The sequence below is a fragment of the Allobosea sp. LjRoot9 genome (assembly GCF_964252745.1).
In the GTDB taxonomy this organism is placed as follows: Bacteria; Pseudomonadota; Alphaproteobacteria; order Rhizobiales; family Beijerinckiaceae; genus Allobosea.
In genome coordinates, this window is sequence record NZ_CAXUPC020000002.1 from 102359 (window position 1) to 119185 (window position 16827).

Annotated in this window: 14 protein-coding genes; 10 read left to right on the forward strand and 4 right to left on the reverse strand. The window is 65.7% G+C overall.

Features of this window, described 5'->3' with window-relative positions; translation table 11 throughout:
* Positions 1–30: 30 nt before the first annotated feature.
* Positions 31–1413 carry an ABC transporter substrate-binding protein gene (locus tag ACSQ3P_RS09000; protein WP_436165261.1) on the reverse strand — a complete coding sequence of 461 codons (1383 nt, stop codon included), beginning with the start codon at positions 1411–1413 and terminating at the stop codon, positions 31–33.
* A 229-nt stretch (positions 1414–1642) separates the two neighbouring features.
* On the opposite strand from ACSQ3P_RS09000, the gene ACSQ3P_RS09005 reads away from it, so the two are divergent.
* From ACSQ3P_RS09005 to ACSQ3P_RS09015, 3 genes are all read left to right on the forward strand, one after another.
* A complete protein-coding gene (locus ACSQ3P_RS09005) occupies positions 1643–2620 on the forward strand; it encodes an ABC transporter substrate-binding protein (protein WP_436165262.1) in 978 nt (325 codons plus the stop codon).
* A 33-nt stretch (positions 2621–2653) separates the two neighbouring features.
* Entirely contained in the window at positions 2654–4411 is a 1758-nt protein-coding gene (locus ACSQ3P_RS09010) for an ABC transporter permease (protein ID WP_436165263.1), read from the forward strand.
* Positions 4412–4638: 227 nt separating this feature from the next.
* Entirely contained in the window at positions 4639–5943 is a 1305-nt protein-coding gene (locus ACSQ3P_RS09015; RefSeq protein ID WP_436165264.1) for a diguanylate cyclase, read from the forward strand.
* 80 nt (positions 5944–6023) lie between these two features.
* Here the strand turns inward: ACSQ3P_RS09015 and ACSQ3P_RS09020 are convergent, their stop codons facing one another.
* Complete coding sequence (locus tag ACSQ3P_RS09020) at positions 6024–6965, reverse strand: LysR family transcriptional regulator (RefSeq protein ID WP_436165265.1); 942 nt, start codon at positions 6963–6965, stop codon at positions 6024–6026.
* 125 nt (positions 6966–7090) lie between these two features.
* Here ACSQ3P_RS09020 and ACSQ3P_RS09025 point away from each other — a divergent pair, with 125 nt between their 5' ends.
* The 5 genes from ACSQ3P_RS09025 (at position 7091) to nudC (ending at position 12382) form a co-directional block, all read left to right on the forward strand.
* Entirely contained in the window at positions 7091–8587 is a 1497-nt protein-coding gene (locus tag ACSQ3P_RS09025) for a CoA-acylating methylmalonate-semialdehyde dehydrogenase (RefSeq protein WP_310158457.1), read from the forward strand.
* Between the two features lie 20 nt (positions 8588–8607).
* On the forward strand, positions 8608–9177 hold the full coding sequence (locus tag ACSQ3P_RS09030) for a hypothetical protein (protein WP_436165266.1): 570 nt from the start codon (positions 8608–8610) through the stop codon (positions 9175–9177).
* Positions 9174–10328 (forward strand): isobutyryl-CoA dehydrogenase, encoded by a 1155-nt coding sequence (locus ACSQ3P_RS09035; protein WP_436165267.1) that lies wholly within the window; start codon positions 9174–9176, stop codon positions 10326–10328. The genes ACSQ3P_RS09030 and ACSQ3P_RS09035 overlap by 4 nt, the downstream gene beginning before the upstream one ends.
* Positions 10329–10465: 137 nt before the next feature.
* Complete coding sequence (mmsB, locus tag ACSQ3P_RS09040) at positions 10466–11353, forward strand: 3-hydroxyisobutyrate dehydrogenase (protein WP_436165268.1); 888 nt, start codon at positions 10466–10468, stop codon at positions 11351–11353.
* Between the two features lie 63 nt (positions 11354–11416).
* On the forward strand, positions 11417–12382 hold the full coding sequence (gene nudC, locus ACSQ3P_RS09045; protein WP_436165269.1) for an NAD(+) diphosphatase: 966 nt from the start codon (positions 11417–11419) through the stop codon (positions 12380–12382).
* Between the two features lie 37 nt (positions 12383–12419).
* On the opposite strand, the gene ACSQ3P_RS09050 is transcribed toward nudC, so the two are convergent.
* Entirely contained in the window at positions 12420–13274 is an 855-nt protein-coding gene (locus tag ACSQ3P_RS09050) for a prephenate dehydratase (protein ID WP_436165270.1), read from the reverse strand.
* A gap of 6 nt (positions 13275–13280) precedes the next feature.
* A complete protein-coding gene (locus ACSQ3P_RS09055) occupies positions 13281–14024 on the reverse strand; it encodes a 3-deoxy-manno-octulosonate cytidylyltransferase (RefSeq protein WP_311911075.1) in 744 nt (247 codons plus the stop codon).
* 197 nt (positions 14025–14221) lie between these two features.
* Between ACSQ3P_RS09055 and ACSQ3P_RS09060 the strand changes: the two genes are divergently transcribed.
* Together ACSQ3P_RS09060 and ACSQ3P_RS09065 are read left to right on the forward strand one after the other, a co-directional pair.
* The gene (locus tag ACSQ3P_RS09060) at positions 14222–14758 is read left to right on the forward strand and encodes a c-type cytochrome (protein ID WP_436165271.1); all 537 of its coding nucleotides are present in this window, start codon (positions 14222–14224) and stop codon (positions 14756–14758) included.
* A 207-nt stretch (positions 14759–14965) separates the two neighbouring features.
* Positions 14966–16825, forward strand: a complete 1860-nt coding sequence (locus tag ACSQ3P_RS09065) for an extracellular solute-binding protein (RefSeq protein WP_436165272.1) — start codon at positions 14966–14968, stop codon at positions 16823–16825.
* The last annotated feature ends 2 nt before the right edge of the window (positions 16826–16827 follow it).

Here is a 16827-nt window from a genome sequence, read left to right on the forward strand (position 1 = left end):
GCCTCTTTCGCTAGATTCGGAACGTCGGCGTCAGCCGGCGATCTGCTTGATACGTGCGATCATCTCATCGACCGCCAGTTCAGGAGCTACCTTGTCCTGGACGACACGGTTGACCGCTTTCGCCCAGACGTTCTCGGCGTTCACAGCCGTGAACTTGTAGTTATAGACGAACTGGAAGGGAATCGTGCCGGCGCTGAACTGCTTGTAAACCAGCGCGCGGTGCGGATCCTTGCCGTCGGTCCAGAACGGGCTGGCGAGACCCGACTTGGTCGTCGGCAGCCAGCGGCCGAGCGAACCTTCGACGAAGGGACGCAGGTTCTCGTCCTTCATCATGAAGGCCATGAACTCCTTGCCGCGCTTCTTGTTCTTGCCATCGGCGAAGACCACAGCGGTCTTGACGGCGGCGAGGTTCGGCAGCGGCTTGCCATCGGGCTTGTCGGGGAACTGGGTGGTGCGGATATTGTCGAAGTAGTTCTTCTTGGCCTGGTCGCGCTGCTCCTGGGTCAGAGCCGGATTGTTCATGTCGTCCAGGTGCTTCGACGCGATCGAGATCGTCGCGTTGTGGGTCATCGCGATCGTCTTGTTGTGGAAGGCGACGTTGTTGTCCGGGTCGAGCCAGTTCACGGACGAGGGCGGCGTGCAGCCGCGCTGCAGGATGTTGGCGTAGGACTTCACCGCCTCGATCATCGCCGCCTTGTTGGCCGGCTGGTCGAGAATGATCTTGCCGTTCTCGTCGACCACCTGCGCGCCATAGGCGTTGGCGAAGGTCAGGAACGAGTAGAAGGTGTCGGACGCTGCGACGCCCATCGGATGGCCGACGGCGTAGATGCGCTTGCCCTTGGCGCGCAGTCCGGCCTGGACCTTGTCACACCAGAAATCCCAGTAGCCGTTCCAGCCCTTGGGAATGTCGCTTTCCTTGAAGCCGGCCTCTTCCAGCATGTCCTTCCAGTAGGTGATGTGCATCATCTGCTGCTGGACCGGGAAGGCGTAATAGGCCTTCTTCTTGGTCTTGTCGTTCATCAGGAAGGTGCCGACGAGCGCGTCGGGCAGGATGTCGGTCTTCAGCGGCTCGATGACGTCGCTGACATCCTCGAGCTTACCCTCGAAAGCCCATTTGCCAGTCGTCCGGAAATCATAGGTCGTGCAGAAGCCGACATCCGGCGGCGTGCCGGCCTCGACCGCGCCGACCGACTTCGTCACGCAATCCTCAGTGGAATAAAGCGAAAGATCGACCTTGACGCCGGTCGCCTTCTGGAACTTGTCGACGACGGCCAGCAGCGCGTCATCCTCGCCCTTGTAGAACCCCTTGGTGAACCAGACCGTGATGGTCTCTTGCGCGACCGCCGCGCCGGACCAACCCGCGGCAATCGCCGCGAAGGCCGCACCGGTGACGAGATAACGAACCGATTTCATCGATAACCTCCCATTTAAAACGTTTAATGCCGACGATTTAGGACGTCTTGTCGAGGACACTAGTCGAAAAGCCCTCGGACAAACAAGCCGGTGCAATGCGGGAAATTCGGGCAGTTCACGTCACCGGCGCGGCGCGGCGGCGGATCGCTGGCACTTTCATGGATATGTCATATAGGGGGCCTAACGGCCCTGATGGACCCTGCCGGGTCGAGGCCCATGGGAGGCGGCGATGCGCGCCAACATCTTGATCGTATTGGCAGCCGCGGGCGCGCTCGCCTCCACAGCGGCGCCGGCGGCGGAGGGCAAGCTCGTCCTCTACACCAGCCAGCCCAACACCGACGCGCAGCAGACGATCGATGCCTTCAAGGCGCTCTATCCTAAAGTCGAAGTGAGCTTCGTGCGTGACGGCACGCCGCGCGTGATGGCGAAGCTGCGCGCCGAGATCGAGGCCGGCAGCCCGCAGGCGGACGTCCTGCTGATCGCCGACTCGGTAACGATGGAAGGCCTGAAGCAGGAGGGGCGGCTGCTCGCGCATGATGCAGCCGATGTCTCCGCCTATCCGGCCGGCATCCACGACCCGCAAAAGATGTGGTTCTCGACCAAGCTGATCACCACCGGCATCGTCTACAACAGCAAGGCTGCGCTGAAGCCGACGAGCTGGGCTGACCTGACGAAGCCCGAGGTCAAGAACCTGCTCGCCATGCCGAGCCCGTTGAATTCGGGCGCCGCCCTGATCCACACCATGACGCTGGCCGGCAACCTGCCCGGCGGCTGGCGCTATTACGAGCAGCTACGGGACAATGGCGCGCTCGCGGCCGGCGGCAATGGCGACATCCTGCGCCAGGTCGCCACCGGCGAGAAGCTCTACGGCATGATCGTCGACTTCATGCCGATCCGCGAGAAGGCCAAGGGCGCGCCGGTCGAGTTCGTCTTTCCCAGCGAAGGCGTCTCCGCCGTCGGCGAGCCGGTCGCGATCCTGAAATCGACGAAGAACCCGGAAGCCGCGAAGGCCTTCGTCGATTTCCTGATCTCCCGGGAAGGCCAGGCGCTGGCGCTGCGCCAGGGCTATGTCGCAGCCCACCCCGATGTCGCACTGCCGGCCGGCTATCCGACGCGGGACGCGATCAAATTGATGCCGTTCGACGCCGCCCAGGCGCTTGCCGGCGAGGCTGCGGCGCGCAAACGCTTCAGCGCGATCTTCGAGTGAGCGCCGCGTGACACGCACCCCGCCGCCTGCGCAATGACGCTCATCGCCCGTCCCGACTGGCGGCGCGACGCCGCGCGCCCGAGCTGGCCAGCTCTGCGTCGACCTCTGCGTCTGCCGGAGGGGCTTGGACTGCCGGCCACCGTCACGCTCGCCGCCCTGCTGCTTGGCGCCCTGCCCTTCCTGCGGCTCGCCATCGCGGCCCTTGCGCCGGGCTGGCAGTTCGCTCCCGACGCCGCGCTGGAACAGATCGGCAGTCGCGCTGCGGTCAATGCGACGCTCCATACACTGGAGACGGCGGGCTTCTGCGCGCTCGCAGCCTTGCTGATCGGCGGCGCTGTGGCGCTTGCGCTCAGCGTCACGGATCTGCGCCATAAGCGCCCCCTCGCCTTCTTCTTCGTGTTCTCGATGATGATCGCGCCACAGGTCGCAGCTCTTGCATTCCTGAGCCTGTTCGCGCCGCACTCGCCAATCCTGGGGGCGCTTGGCCTATCGCCCGCGCCGGGCACGCCGAACCCACTGCTCGGGCGCGGCGGCATCATCCTGGTCATGGCGCTGCATCACGCGCCGCTGGTCGCGATCACGCTCTGGACCGGCCTGCGCAGCGTGCCGCATTCGCTGGTCGAGGCGGCACAGATGGAGGGCGCGGGACCGGCGACGATCGTCGCGCGCATCCTGCTGCCGGTGCTGCGGCCGCAGATCATCGCCGCCGCCCTGATCGCTTTCGTGGCCGGCATCGGTAATTTCGGCATTCCAGCGCTGCTGGGGCTGCCGGTGAACTACCTGACGCTGCCGACGCTGATCTATCGGCGGCTGGCGAGTTTCGGGCCGGCCGGACTGTCCGACGCCGCCGCACTCTCCCTGCTGGTGGCTCTGGTCGCCGGTTGCGGCATCCTGGCGAGCGTGCTGGCGACACGGCGCGCCGGCGGCAAGGTCGAGATCGAGCGGCCGCTGCAGCCGTTCTGGACGCTCGGGCGCACACGGCCGCTGGTTGCCGGCGCACTCTGGACGCTGCTGGCGCTGAAGCTCGGCCTGCCTTTCCTGGCGCTGCTTTGCGAAGCCCTGACGCCGGCGCTCGGCGTCGCCCTGTCCTGGCAGAGCCTGACGCTGGATAAATTCACCGAGGTGCTGCTGCGCCAGGATGTGACGATGCGGGCCTTCCGCAACTCCTTCCTGTTCGCCGGCTCGGCCGCCCTGCTGCTCGCGCTGATCTCGATCGGTTTCGCCTATGCGTTGGAGCGGCGCATGGGCAAGTTCAGGCGCGTCGTCGAGCTCGTCATCGAACTGCCCTATGCCCTGCCCGGCGTCGTGCTCGCCATCGCCTGCATCCTGCTCTTCCTGAAGCCCTTGCCGCTTCTGGGAGTGAGCCTCTACGCCACACCCTTCATCATCCTCTTCGCCTATCTGGCGCGCTTCCTGCCGCTGGCGCTGAAAGCGCCCGTCGCGGCGATGGCGCAGATCGAGGCGTATCATGAGGAGGCGGCGAAGCTCGACGGCGCGAGCCTCTGGCAGATGCTGCGCTTCGTCGTGGCACCGATCCTGGCTCCGGCGGCAACCGTCTCGGGCCTGATGGTCTTTCTCGTCGCCTTCAACGAGTTGACCGTCTCGGCGTTGCTTTGGTCCTCGGGCACCGAGACCCTCGGCGTCGTGCTGTTCAGCCTGAAGGAGGCGGGGCTCGCCGGCGAGGCGGCTGCGGTCGCGATCAGCGCCTCCCTGATCATTCTCGCGGTGATGCTGGGACTTGACCTGTGCGGCAAGCGCTTGCCGCGGAACGTGCTGCCCTGGCGGATCTGACGGAGGCCCCGGCCTCTCAACACGGTCCGAACCGGCCTCGTCCTGTCGAAGCGTTCCAGCAGGCGAAACAATTGCGGCCCGCAACCACAGGTTAATCCGACCTTTACCCTGGTTGGCCAGTTTCGACCGGAGCAGCAGGGTAGCGCCCTCCTGCCTGGACAACTGACCTGGCTTGCCGCCATGAACCACGGCGAGTTGGCAGTACGCGTCGTAAGGATTCTGCGCTGATGAAGTACCGCGCTGCTGTTCGTCGCAGATCCGAGCCGATCGCCGATATCAGGAAGATTCTCATCGTCGAGGATTCGAAGACCTTCGCGAAGGCGCTACGCAAGCTCCTCGCCGAGGAGATCGGCCTACCCATCGTCTCCTGCGCTTCGCTGAACGAGCTGCACGAGGTCGTCACCGAAGAGCCGGAAGCCTACGGCATCGCGGTGGTCGACCTGAACCTGCCGGACGCGCCCGACGGTGAAGCGATCGACTTCACGGTCCACCGCGGCATCCCGACCATCGTCTTCACGGGAAGCTTCGACCTGCAGACGCGCAGCCGGATCATGGAGCGCGACGTCATCGACTATGTCCTGAAGAACAACGAGTTCGCGCTCGACACGCTGGTAACCGCGGTCAAGCGCGCCTTGTCCAACCGCGAGATGCGTATCCTCGTCGTCGACGACGTGACGACTGCACGCAAGCACCTCGCCAGGATGCTGGCGGTGCAGCAATATTCGGTCATCGAAGCCGGGTCCGGCACGGAGGCCTTGGCGCTGCTGGAGGCCAATCCCGACATCCAGATCGTCGTCTCCGACTATAATATGCCGGATATCAACGGATATGAGCTGACGCGCAAAATCCGCCGCATGGTCGGACCGGACAAGCTGCGCGTGATCGGGGTTTCGTCGACGACCGACATCGCGGTCTCCGCCGGTTTCCTGAAAGCCGGGGCCAACGACTTCATTTCGCGGCCGTTCATGCCTGAAGAGCTGCAATGCCGAATCGCAAACAATGCGGACACGCTCCTGCAGCTGAAACAGCTGCAGGAGCTGGCGTCCCGCGACTATCTCACCGGGCTCTTCAACCGCCGACATTTCTTCGAGAACGGCCCGAAGCTCATCAAGACCGTGCAGGCGCGCCCTTCGAGCACGGTCGCAGTTCTTGATATCGACCACTTCAAGCAGCTCAACGACACGCATGGCCATGACATCGGCGACCGGGTGCTCGAATTGGTCGCCCGTTGCCTGAAGGATGCGGTCGAAGGCACCGGCAATTTGCTTGCCCGCCTCGGCGGCGAGGAGTTCGTCATCCTGTTTCCCGGAATGAACCCAGCCGCCGCGATGCGCTTCAGCGATCACCTCCGGCTGGATATCTCGCATGCAACCTTGCAGGTCGGGGAAGAGGCGATCTCCGTCACAGCCTCGATCGGCGTTGCGGAGGCCGATCCGGCGGATAGTTTCGATCATTGCCTGCGCAGCGCGGACCAGGCGCTCTACGCGGCAAAGCAGCAAGGCCGGAACCGGGTCTGCCTCGCCGCCGCCTGACGCTCGGGTCCGCGAAAGCCGAGATCCTATCCCTCGACCCAAGCCTATCCTTCGACCCAGGCCTATCCTTCAACCCAAGCCTATCCCTCGACCAACGCGGGTCGCGGCGCCGCCACGGCAGGCTGTTCGCCCATCAACAGGGCCCGGCTCGCCTTCGCCTCGCGCACGACGAAATCGACGATGGCGCGGACGCGGGCGACATCCTTCAGATCGGCATGGACCAGAAGCCAGAAGGACCGCGTGATCGAGACCGTCTCTGGCAGGACCGGTACGAGGCGCGGCTCGCCCTCGGCCATGAAATGGTGGATCACACCGATGCCGGCTCCGGCAACGACCGCGTTCATCTGCGCCAGCACGCTCGAACTCTGGACCTGGGCGCGCAGGCCCTTGGCGACCTCGTCGAGATAATCGAGCTCAGGCGTAAAGATGAGGTCGTCGATATAGCCGACGATGCGGTGATCGAAGAGGTCTTCCGGCTTCTCGACCGTCGGCATCGCATCGAGATACTCCCGCGCGGCATAAAGCCCGAGCCGGTAGTCGGAGAGCTTGCGCGCGACGACCTTGCCCTCCTTGGGCGGGGCGAGCGTGATCGCGACATCGGCCTCGCGCTTCGACAGCGAAAGCAGACGCGGCATGGCGATGAGCTGGATCTCGAGCCCGGGATAGGCGCTGGCCAGCTTGGCCAGGCGCGGCGCCAGGAAGGTGGTGCCGAAGCCGTCGGGCGCGCCGATCCGGACCGTGCCGGCGAGCGCCATGTCGGCGCCGCCAATATCGCTCTGGATCGCCAGCGCCTCGGTCTCCATGCTCTCGGCCTTGGCCAGGAGCCGCTCGCCATGGGCGGTCAGCGTATAGCCCTGCGGCCGGCGCTCGAAGAGCTTGGCCTTGAGCGCTTCCTCCAGCGAGGTGATGCGGCGCGAGACCGTGGCGTGGTCGGCCCCGAGCCGGCGCGCCGCCGCCGTCAAACGGCCCGAGCGCGCGACCGCCAGGAAGAAGCGCAGATCATCCCAGTCGAACCGCTCCAAAGGCGCTCTCCCCGATATTCGCTTTTCCGCACGACATCCTATCCATCGTCGCTATAGCCGTGCGCAAACGAGAATGGTAGGGGTGACACCGGTCTCAGGACATCACCATTCGTAGGGAGGGCGCGATGCGTCAGGTTGGGCATTTCATCGGCGGCAAGCATGTCGCGGGCACTTCGGGCCGCACTGCCGACATCTATCAGCCCATGGACGGAAGCGTCATCGGCCAGGTCGCGCTGGCCTCGGCCGCCGAGATGCGCGCCGCCGTCGAGAACGCCGCCGCCGCCCAGCCGAAATGGGCCGCGGTCAACCCGCAGCGCCGCGCCCGCGTGCTGATGAAGTTCCTCGACCTGATCGCGCAGAACAATGACGAACTCGCCGAACTCCTCGCCCGCGAGCACGGCAAGACCATTCCCGACGCCAAGGGCGACATCCAGCGCGGCGTCGAGGTGGTGGAATTCTCGCTCGGCGTGCCCAACCTGATGAAGGGCGAGTTCACCGACGGCGCCGGCCCCGGCATCGACATCTATTCGCTGCGCCAGGCGCTGGGCGTCTGCGCCGGCATCACGCCGTTCAACTTCCCCGCGATGATCCCGCTCTGGAAGCTTGGCCCCGCGATCGCCTGCGGCAACGCCTTCATCCTGAAGCCCTCCGAGCGTGACCCCGGCGTACCGATGCGGCTGGCCGAACTCTTCATCGAGGCGGGTGGACCTCCCGGCATCCTCAACGTCGTCAACGGCGACAAAGTCGCGGTCGACGCGATCCTTGACGATCCCGACATCAAGGCGGTCGGCTTCGTCGGCTCGACCCCGATCGCGGAATACATCTATGCCCGCGGCTGCGCGGCCGGTAAGCGCGTGCAGTGCTTCGGCGGCGCCAAGAACCACATGGTCATCATGCCCGACGCCGACATGGACCAGGCCGTCGATGCGCTGATCGGCGCCGGCTACGGCTCGGCCGGCGAGCGCTGCATGGCGATCTCGGTCGCGGTTCCCGTCGGCAAGGCCACCGCCGACGAACTGGTGAAGCGCCTCATTCCCCGCGTGGAGAGCCTCAAGATCGGCCCCTCGACCGACACCGCCGCCGATTACGGCCCGGTCGTCACCAAGGCGGCGATGGAGAAGATCAAGGCTTACGTCGATGTCGGCATCGAAGAGGGCGCCAGCCTCGTCGTCGACGGGCGCGACTTCAAGATGCAGGGCTATGAGAACGGCTTCTATGTCGGCGGCTGCCTGTTCGACAACGTCACCAAGGACATGCGCATCTACAAGGAGGAGATCTTCGGACCCGTCCTCTCCGTACTGCGCGCCGAGACCTATGACGAGGCGCTGAAGCTGACCAACGACCACGAATACGGCAACGGCACCGCGATCTTCACCCGCGACGGCGACGCGGCGCGCGACTTCGCCTCCAAGGTCCAGGTCGGCATGGTCGGCATCAACGTGCCGATCCCGGTGCCGCTGGCCTATTACACCTTCGGCGGCTGGAAGCGCTCCTCCTTCGGCGATCTCAACCAGCACGGCCCGGACTCGATCCGCTTCTACACCAAGACCAAGACCGTGACGGCGCGCTGGCCCAGCGGTATCAAGGACGGGGCGAGCTTCGTCATTCCGACGATGAGCTGAGCGGACGCGCGGAGGCGGCGATGACGCGATTGCCACAGGTTCAGACGATGATGGTCGTCTTCCTGTGCTGCGCGCCTGACGCCATGGCACAGCCGGACTTCGATGGTCCGGCTGTCGTTGCCTCCGATGCGAGCCGCTGCACCCCGGACAGGACCGCCCAGGCGCCTCTGAGCGAACCCGAGACCATCGCCTGCCGCAAGCTCTGGCAGGACGCCGTCGAGATTTCGCGCCAGCGCGCGCTGCGCGCGCAAATGCGGGCAGAGCGCGAACGGGCGCAGATGCTCGAAGCCGCCCGCCTGCTCGCCACGCGCAGCGCCGTGGCGAAGCGGCCGCTGGCCACGCTCGAAACCTTCCTCAGTGACGGCCAGCTCGCCTATGGCGATGTCGTCGTCATCGAGGGCGGCCCGCGGGTCTTCGTCGGCCGCCCCGGCGAAAGCCCCGACATCAGGGATTTCGTCTCCGTGGCCTCGCCGCGCTCTCCGCATAGGAGGCGCGCGGCGCAATATGAAGGCGCGCTTCCGCAACGCAGGAGCCTGCAGTCCGGAGAAGCGCCACAGAAACCGCCCAGCCTCCAGGAGCGCCAGCCTTGACGCCGTTCTCGCTCACTGAAGACCAGATCGCCATCCAGGAGATGGCGCTTGGCTTCGCCGCCGACACGCTGGCCCCCAACGCCATGCGCTGGGACGAGGAGAAGCATTTCCCGGTCGAGGAGATGCGCGCCGCCGCGGCGCTCGGCATGGGCGGCATCTACATCAATGAGGATGTCGGCGGCTCCGGCCTCTCACGGCTGGATGCCGCGCTGATCTTCGAAGCGCTCTCGACGGGCTGCCCGACGGTGGCGGCCTTCATCTCGATCCACAACATGTGTGCCTGGATGATCGACCGCTACGGCTCCGACGAGCAGCGCAAGAGCTTCCTGCCGAAGCTCTGCACCATGGAGCATCTGGCGAGCTATTGCCTGACCGAGCCCGGCGCGGGCTCGGACGCGGCGGCGCTGAAGACCAGGGCGGTTCGCGACGGCGATCATTACGTTCTCGACGGGCAGAAGCAGTTCATTTCGGGCGCCGGCGTGTCCGACATCTATGTCGTGATGGTGCGCACCGGCGAGGCCGGCCCCTCGGGCATCTCGACCGTCATCGTCGAGAAGGGCACGCCCGGCCTCTCCTTCGGGGCCAATGAGAAGAAGATGGGCTGGAACGCGCAGCCGACGCGGGCCGTGATCTTCGAGAATTGCCGCATTCCCGTCGCCAACCGGATCGGGCCGGAAGGCATCGGCTTCAAGATCGCGATGGCCGGGCTCGATGGCGGCCGGCTCAACATCGGCGCCTGCTCGATCGGCGGGGCGCAAGGCGCGCTCGACAAGGCGCTGGCCTATGCACAGGAGCGCAAGGCCTTCGGTTCGCGCATCGCCGATTTCCAGGCGCTGCAGTTCAAGCTCGCCGACATGGCGACCGAGCTGGAAGCGGCGCGGACCTTCCTCTGGCGGGCGGCCGCCTCGCTCGACGCCAAGGCGCCGGACGCGACGAAACTCTGCGCCATGGCCAAGCGGGTCGCCACCGACACCGGCTTCGAGGTCGCCAACCAGGCGCTGCAGATCCATGGCGGCTATGGCTATCTCGCCGATTACGGCATCGAGAAGATCGTGCGCGATCTCAGGGTCCACCAGATCCTCGAAGGTACCAACGAGGTGATGCGGATGATCGTCGCGCGCGGGCTGGTCGGGCGCGCGAAGGGAAATTGACGCCGAAGGCGTCAGCCCGGACGCTGACCGGCGATCCGGGATCGTTAAGACGAGAAGGCGCCTTTTTCTGATGACGATCCCGGATCTGCTCTTCGCGCAGCCCGGGATGACACCAAGAACGACGAGAGGATAAGCACATGACCAGCATCGCCTTCATCGGCCTCGGCAATATGGGCGGGCCCATGGCCGGCAATCTCGTCAAGGCGGGGCATATGGTCAGCGCCTTCGATCTGGCACAGACCTCCAAGGACGCCGCCGCCGAGCTCGGCGTCGGGATCGCCGGTTCGGCCAAGGAGGCGGTCGCGGAGGCCGACGTCGTCGTCACCATGCTGCCCGCCGGCAAGCATGTGCTCTCCGTCTGGGCCGATATCCTGCCCTCGGTAAAGCCGGGCGCGCTGCTGATCGATTCCTCGACCATCGATGTCGAGAGTGCCCGCAAGGCGCATGCGCTGGCGGCCGAGCGCGGCTGCCTCTCGCTCGACGCGCCGGTCTCGGGCGGCGTCGGCGGGGCCAAGGGCGCGACGCTGACCTTCATGGTCGGCGGCGCGGAGAAGGCCTTCGCGCTGGGGGAACCCATCCTCAAGGCGATGGGCCGGCGCATCGTGCATTGCGGCGATGCCGGCAACGGACAGGCCGCCAAGATCTGTAACAACATGATCCTGGGCATCTCGATGATCGGCGTCTCCGAGGCCTTCGTCCTGGCCGAGAGGCTCGGGCTCTCGCATCAGGCGCTGTTCGATGTCGCCTCGACCTCCTCGGGCCAATGCTGGTCGTTGACGACCTATTGCCCGGTGCCGGGCCCGGTGCCGACCTCGCCCGCCAATAATGAGTACAAGCCCGGCTTCGCCTCGGCCCTGATGCTCAAGGACCTGAAGCTCTCGCAGGAAGCCGCACAGGCAGCCGGCGCCTCGACGCCGCTCGGGGCGGCAGCCGCACAGCTCTACGGCATCCACAATGCCTGGGGCGAAGGCGGCGCGGATTTCTCCGCCATCATCCATCTGCTGCGGGGGCGCAACCTTTCGTGAGGCGCACTTGCTTTCGTGAAGCGTGCTTGCGCGGCCCCGTGAGGAGCAGCTAGGACGGAAGCCATGAACGATGCTTCCAACCGCCGCGAACGGTCGGCCCAGACCGGCTTCGCCACCAGCCATCTCGACCGCCGGGCCGATCTGCGCGACAAGCCCGATGCGATCGCGGCCCTGCGCCATCGCTCCGATACGCGGCTGACCGTTCTTGCAGGCGAGACGCCGGTGCTGAAGCGGCTCGAGGGCGAGGCGCTGTCGGTCTGGTTCAGCCATGGCGAGACCGAATTGCTCGGCGCCGGGCTGGAAGAGGCCTTTCTCGGGCTCGACCCTGACGGCGCGCCGCGCTTCGCGCGGTTGATCGACAAGGCGCTGGCCGAGCCATTGCGCGAACGGCCTGAATTGCTGCTGACCGATCTGCGCTCGGTCGCGCTGAAGCGGCTCGTGCCCGCCCAGGAGCTCGGCCCGCTCGGCGAGGGCAAGGCACTGCTCGACTGGCATGCGCGCCATCGCTTCTGCGCGCAATGCGGCGGCCCAAGCGAACTCGATTCGGCCGGCTGGAAGCGACACTGCACGGCCTGTGGCGCGCAGCATTTCCCGCGCACCGACCCGGTCGTGATCATGCTCGCCACGCGTGGCGACAAATGCCTGCTGGCGCGGCAGGCCCGCTTCGCGCCGGGCATGTATTCCTGCATCGCCGGGTTCATCGAGCCGGGCGAGACCTTCGAGGATGCGGTGCGCCGCGAGACCTGGGAAGAGGCGGGCCTGCGCACCGGCACGGTGCGCTACATCGCCTCGCAGCCCTGGCCGTTTCCCGGCTCGCTGATGATCGGCTGTCTGGTCGAGGCGCTCAACGACGACATCGTGCTCGACGGCATGGAGCTGGAGGCCGGGCGCTGGTTCTCGCGGGCCGAGGCTCTGCAGATGCTGGAAGGCAATCATCCCGAAGGCTTCACCAGCCCCCAGCATCTGGCGATCGCCAACACGATCCTCAGGGCCTGGGCGGTGGAGGGCGAAGAGGTGAATGGCGAGTAGCGAATGACGCCCTACTCGCTATTCGCCATTCGCTTTCTTACTCGCCCGCCTCCGCGAAACTCTCCCGGAAGGCGTGCGCCGGGTAGACGCCCAGGATCTTCATCTCCTTCGAGAAATACTCCAGCTCCTGCAGCGCCCGCTTCAGATGCGGGTCGTCCGGATGGCCCTCGACATCGAGATAGAACATCGTCGCGGAGAAATGCCCATCGACCATGTAGCTCTCGAGCTTGGTCATGTTGATGCCGTTCGTCGCGAAACCGCCGAGCGCCTTGTAGAGCGCGGCCGGGATGTTGCGGACGCGGAAGACCAGCGTCGTCACAGTCTTCGCCGGACCCTGGCGTGCGAATTCCGGATATTTCGACAGGATGACGAAGCGCGTGGTGTTGTGCTTCTCGTCCTCGATATCCTCCATCAGGATCTCGAGCCCATAGACCTCGGCGGCGATGCGCGGCGAGATCGCGGCACGGGTCAGGTCTCCGGCCTCGGCGACCTGCCGGGCGGAGCCCGCCGTATCGGCCGCAACCTCGGCCTTGAGGCCGAGCTTGCGGATCATCTTGCGGCACTGGCCGAGTGCGTGAATGTGACTCTGCACCGTCTTCAGCGTGGCCAGCGTCGCGCCCTTCAGCGCCATCAGATGGAAGCGGATCGGCAGGAAGTGCTCGCCGATGATGTGCAGCCCTGAACGCGGCAGCAGATGGTGGATGTCGGCGACGCGGCCGGCGATCGAATTGTCAATCGGGATCATGCCATAGCGCGCCGTGCCGTCGCTGACCGCCGCCAACGCGTCCTCAAAGGTCGCGCAAGGCAGCAATTCGCAATCGGGGAAGGCCTGCAGGGCCGCCTGCGACGAGAAAGCACCGGGTTCGCCCTGATAGGACACGATGACAGGCATGAAACTCTAGGCTCCGGCGCGGGCTGACAGGATCGCGCGGGCGCGGTCCAAGTCATGGGGGGTATCGACGCCGAGCGGCACGTCGTCAACGACGATGATATCGATGCGCATGCCGTCCTCGATGGCGCGCAATTGCTCCAGCCGCTCGCGCCTCTCCAGCGGCGAGGGCGGCAGCGAGACGAAGCGGTCGAGCGCTTTGCGGCGATAGGTGTAGAGGCCGATGTGGTGATAGAGCGGCCCCTCCCCGCCCGGCGCGGTGACGCGGGTAAAGTAGAGTGCGCGCATGCGCCCGGGCGCGATCTCGCTGCCGATCGCCTTGACGACGCTCGGCTCGGTCTTCTCGTCCTCGCGCGTGATGATCGCGGCGAGCGTCACGATATCCACAGCCGAATCCGAGAGCGGCCCGACCGAGGCTGCGATCACGCGCGGATCGATGGTGGGCAGGTCGCCCTGGACGTTCACGATGACATCGTGCCGCCCCTGGGGATCCAAGATGTCGGCCGCCTCCTTGATCCGGTCCGAGCCCGAGGGATGATCGTCGCGGGTCAGCACGGCGCGGCCGCCTGCCTTCTCGATCACCTCGACGATGCGCGCCTCGTCGGTCGCGACGGCGACCGGGCCGATGCCGGCCTCCATGGCGCGGCGCCAGACATGCACGATCATCGCTTCGCCATGGATATCGGCCAGCGGCTTGCCGGGCAGGCGCGTCGCGGTCATGCGGGCGGGAATCAGGATCAGCGGGTCGGACATCGCGGCAGGCTCGGCTGGGCCGTAGGGGGCACGGCGGGAAGCGTCAAAAGGTCTCAAAGCGGAGGGTGCTTATACGAGTTGCATTGCAGCGCGCAAAGCGGTTAAGCAACGCTCGGGTGTCGGCGCTTTCAGGCCGCGGCCAAAGCGCTGTCTTGCCTCCCACGCTATCGCGTCGGTGGGCCGAGGGTTCGGATACGATGGATATCGAAACCAACAAGATCGCCGGAGCGGTTCTCTCCACTCTGCTCGTGGTGATGGGGCTCAGCATGATCTCCGGGATCGTCTTTACGCCTCACAAGCCGGCAGTGCCCGGTTTCGACCTGCCGAGCGAGGAACCCACCGCGGCTGCCGGCGCAGCAGCGCCCGCAGCCGACGAGCCGATCACGGTGCGTCTCGCCAAGGCCGACCCGGCGAAGGGCGAGAAGGCGGTCGGCGCCTGCAAAGCCTGCCACAATTTCGAGAAGGGCGGCGCCAACAAGGTCGGTCCGCATCTCTACGACGTCTATGCCCGCCCCAAGGGCTCCGTCGAAGGCTTCGGCTACTCGGCCGCAATGAAGGGCCGGGCCAGCGAGAAATGGGAGGCCGAGCAGCTCGACGGCTTCCTGAAGAACCCCAAGGCCTATATGCCCGGCACGATCATGGCCTTCGCCGGCCTGAGCAAGCCCGATACACGCGCCGACGTGATCGCCTATCTCGACACGCTGTCGGATTCGCCCAAGGCGCTGCCGAAATAACCTTAGCGTCATCCAGACGCATCACGGACGATATCGAGCCGGGCCGTCGCGCCCGGCTTTTGCTTGCCGTCATCAAGTTCTTGCCGTCATCGAGTTCTTGCCGACGCCATGCTCTTGCCGTCACCATGACGGCAAATCCCGCAATTGCTGGCGTCCGCGCCCATGCGCGACATAATGCACCGGCGAATCGAAGGGAGACCCGGGACCATGGCGATGCGCATCACCCGCCGGAGGCTGATCGAAGCCGGAGGCGCCCTGGCGGCAAGCGCGAGCCTGCCCGCGCTTGCCCTCGCGCAGGAGCCGGAAATTCACGGCCTCTCGACCTTCGGCGAATTGGCCCTGCCTGCCGATTTTCCCTATTTCGCCTATGTGAACCCCAAAGCGCCCAAGGGCGGCACGCTGACGATCCAGATCAAGCGCGCCGGCGGCAACCAGAGCTTCGACACCTTCAACACGCTCAACACCTTCGTGCTCCAGGGCGACGGCGCGGCCGGCATGGACGCCTGCTTCGACAGCCTGATGGCGGGCTCGGGCGACGAGCCGGGCTCGCTCTACGGCCTGCTCGCCAAAAGCGTGGCGATCTCGCAGGACAAGCTGACTTACCGATTCCGGCTCCGGCCCGAGGCGCGCTTCCATGACGGCTCGCGGGTGACGGCCTCCGACGTCGCTTTCAGCATGAATCTGCTCAAGACCAAGGGGCACCCCTCCTTCCGCCTGATCCTGAACGAACTGGTCTCATCGAAAGCCGAGGGCGCCGACATCGTCGTCGTGCAGCTTTCGCCCAAGCGCAGCCGCGACCTGCATCTCATCGTCGCCGGCCTGCCGGTGTTCTCCGAGAAATACTGGTCGACGCGTAATTTCGAGGCATCGACGCTGGAACCGCCGCTCGGCTCGGGCGCCTATAAGGTCGGCCGCTTCGAGCAGGGGCGCTTCATCGAGTTCGAGCGCGTGCCTGATTACTGGGGCAAGGATCTGCCGGTAAATATCGGCACCAATAATTTCGACCGGGTGCGCTGGGAGTATTTCCGCGACAGGCAGGTCGCCTTCGAGGCCTTCAAGAGCGGCGTCATCACCTTCCAGGAGGAGTTCACCTCGCGGATCTGGGCGACGGGCTATGATTTTCCGTCGATCAAAGAAGGCAAGGTCAAGAAGGAATCCCTGCCCAAGACCGAGCCGATCGGCTCGCAAGGCTGGATCTTCAATCTGCGCCGCGACAAGTTCGCCGATCCGCGCATCCGCGAGGCGCTGGGCCTCTGCTTCGATTTCGACTGGACCAACAAGAACATCATGTTCTCGTCCTTCAGCCGGATGACCTCCTATTTCGAGAATTCCGACTGCAAGGCCATCGGCAAGCCCTCGCCCGAGGAGCTCAAGCTGCTTGAGCCGTTCCGTGGCCAGGTGCCCGACGAGGTCTTCGACGAGCCCTTCCTGCCGCCGGTTTCGGACGGCTCGGGCAGCGACCGCAATCTGCTGCGCCGGGCCGACGAGATGTTGCGCGCCGCCGGCTGCAAGCGCGAGGGCAATGTCCTGAAGCTGCCCAATGGCCAGCCCTTCGAGATCGAATTCCTCGATTCGCAAGCAGCGCTGCAGCCACACACCCAGCCCTTCCAGGCCAATCTCAAGCGGCTCGGCATCAATGCGACCTCGCGCATCGTCGATGCCGCGCAGTACCAGCGGCGTACCCAGGAATTCGATTTCGACATCGTCAGCATGGCGCTTTCGGGCAGTTCGATTCCCAGCGACACGCTGCGCATCGTCTACGGCTCGTCTGCAGCGAAGACGCCGGGCTCGCGCAATCTCGGCGGCGTCGCCAGCCTGGCGATCGACGCGATGATCGAGAAGATCGGGCAGGCCCACAGCTATGCCGAGGTCGTCGTCGCCGCCAAATGCTTGGACCGGCTGCTGCGGGCCGGGCGCTACTGGATCCCGATGTGGTGGAACGCCCATGAGTGGCTGGCCTATTGGGACATGTTCGACAGGCCCCAAACCAAGCCGAAATACTCCTCCGGCGCACCGGGGATCTGGTGGTACGACGCCGAAAAAGCCAAGCGCATCGGGAAAGCCTGAGC

What these genes read in the sequence shown, in the direction of transcription:
- ACSQ3P_RS09010 (WP_436165263.1), top strand. Translation starts at nt 2,654, where the DNA reads ATGACGCTCATCGCCCGTCCCGACTGGCGGCGCGACGCCGCGCGCCCG.
- ACSQ3P_RS09000 (WP_436165261.1), bottom strand. Translation starts at nt 1,413, where the DNA reads ATGAAATCGGTTCGTTATCTCGTCACCGGTGCGGCCTTCGCGGCGATT.
- ACSQ3P_RS09065 (WP_436165272.1), top strand. Translation starts at nt 14,966, where the DNA reads ATGGCGATGCGCATCACCCGCCGGAGGCTGATCGAAGCCGGAGGCGCC.
- ACSQ3P_RS09055 (WP_311911075.1), bottom strand. Translation starts at nt 14,024, where the DNA reads ATGTCCGACCCGCTGATCCTGATTCCCGCCCGCATGACCGCGACGCGC.
- ACSQ3P_RS09030 (WP_436165266.1), top strand. Translation starts at nt 8,608, where the DNA reads ATGACGCGATTGCCACAGGTTCAGACGATGATGGTCGTCTTCCTGTGC.
- mmsB (WP_436165268.1), top strand. Translation starts at nt 10,466, where the DNA reads ATGACCAGCATCGCCTTCATCGGCCTCGGCAATATGGGCGGGCCCATG.
- ACSQ3P_RS09025 (WP_310158457.1), top strand. Translation starts at nt 7,091, where the DNA reads ATGCGTCAGGTTGGGCATTTCATCGGCGGCAAGCATGTCGCGGGCACT.
- ACSQ3P_RS09060 (WP_436165271.1), top strand. Translation starts at nt 14,222, where the DNA reads ATGGATATCGAAACCAACAAGATCGCCGGAGCGGTTCTCTCCACTCTG.
- ACSQ3P_RS09050 (WP_436165270.1), bottom strand. Translation starts at nt 13,274, where the DNA reads ATGCCTGTCATCGTGTCCTATCAGGGCGAACCCGGTGCTTTCTCGTCG.
- ACSQ3P_RS09015 (WP_436165264.1), top strand. Translation starts at nt 4,639, where the DNA reads ATGAAGTACCGCGCTGCTGTTCGTCGCAGATCCGAGCCGATCGCCGAT.
- nudC (WP_436165269.1), top strand. Translation starts at nt 11,417, where the DNA reads ATGAACGATGCTTCCAACCGCCGCGAACGGTCGGCCCAGACCGGCTTC.
- ACSQ3P_RS09005 (WP_436165262.1), top strand. Translation starts at nt 1,643, where the DNA reads ATGCGCGCCAACATCTTGATCGTATTGGCAGCCGCGGGCGCGCTCGCC.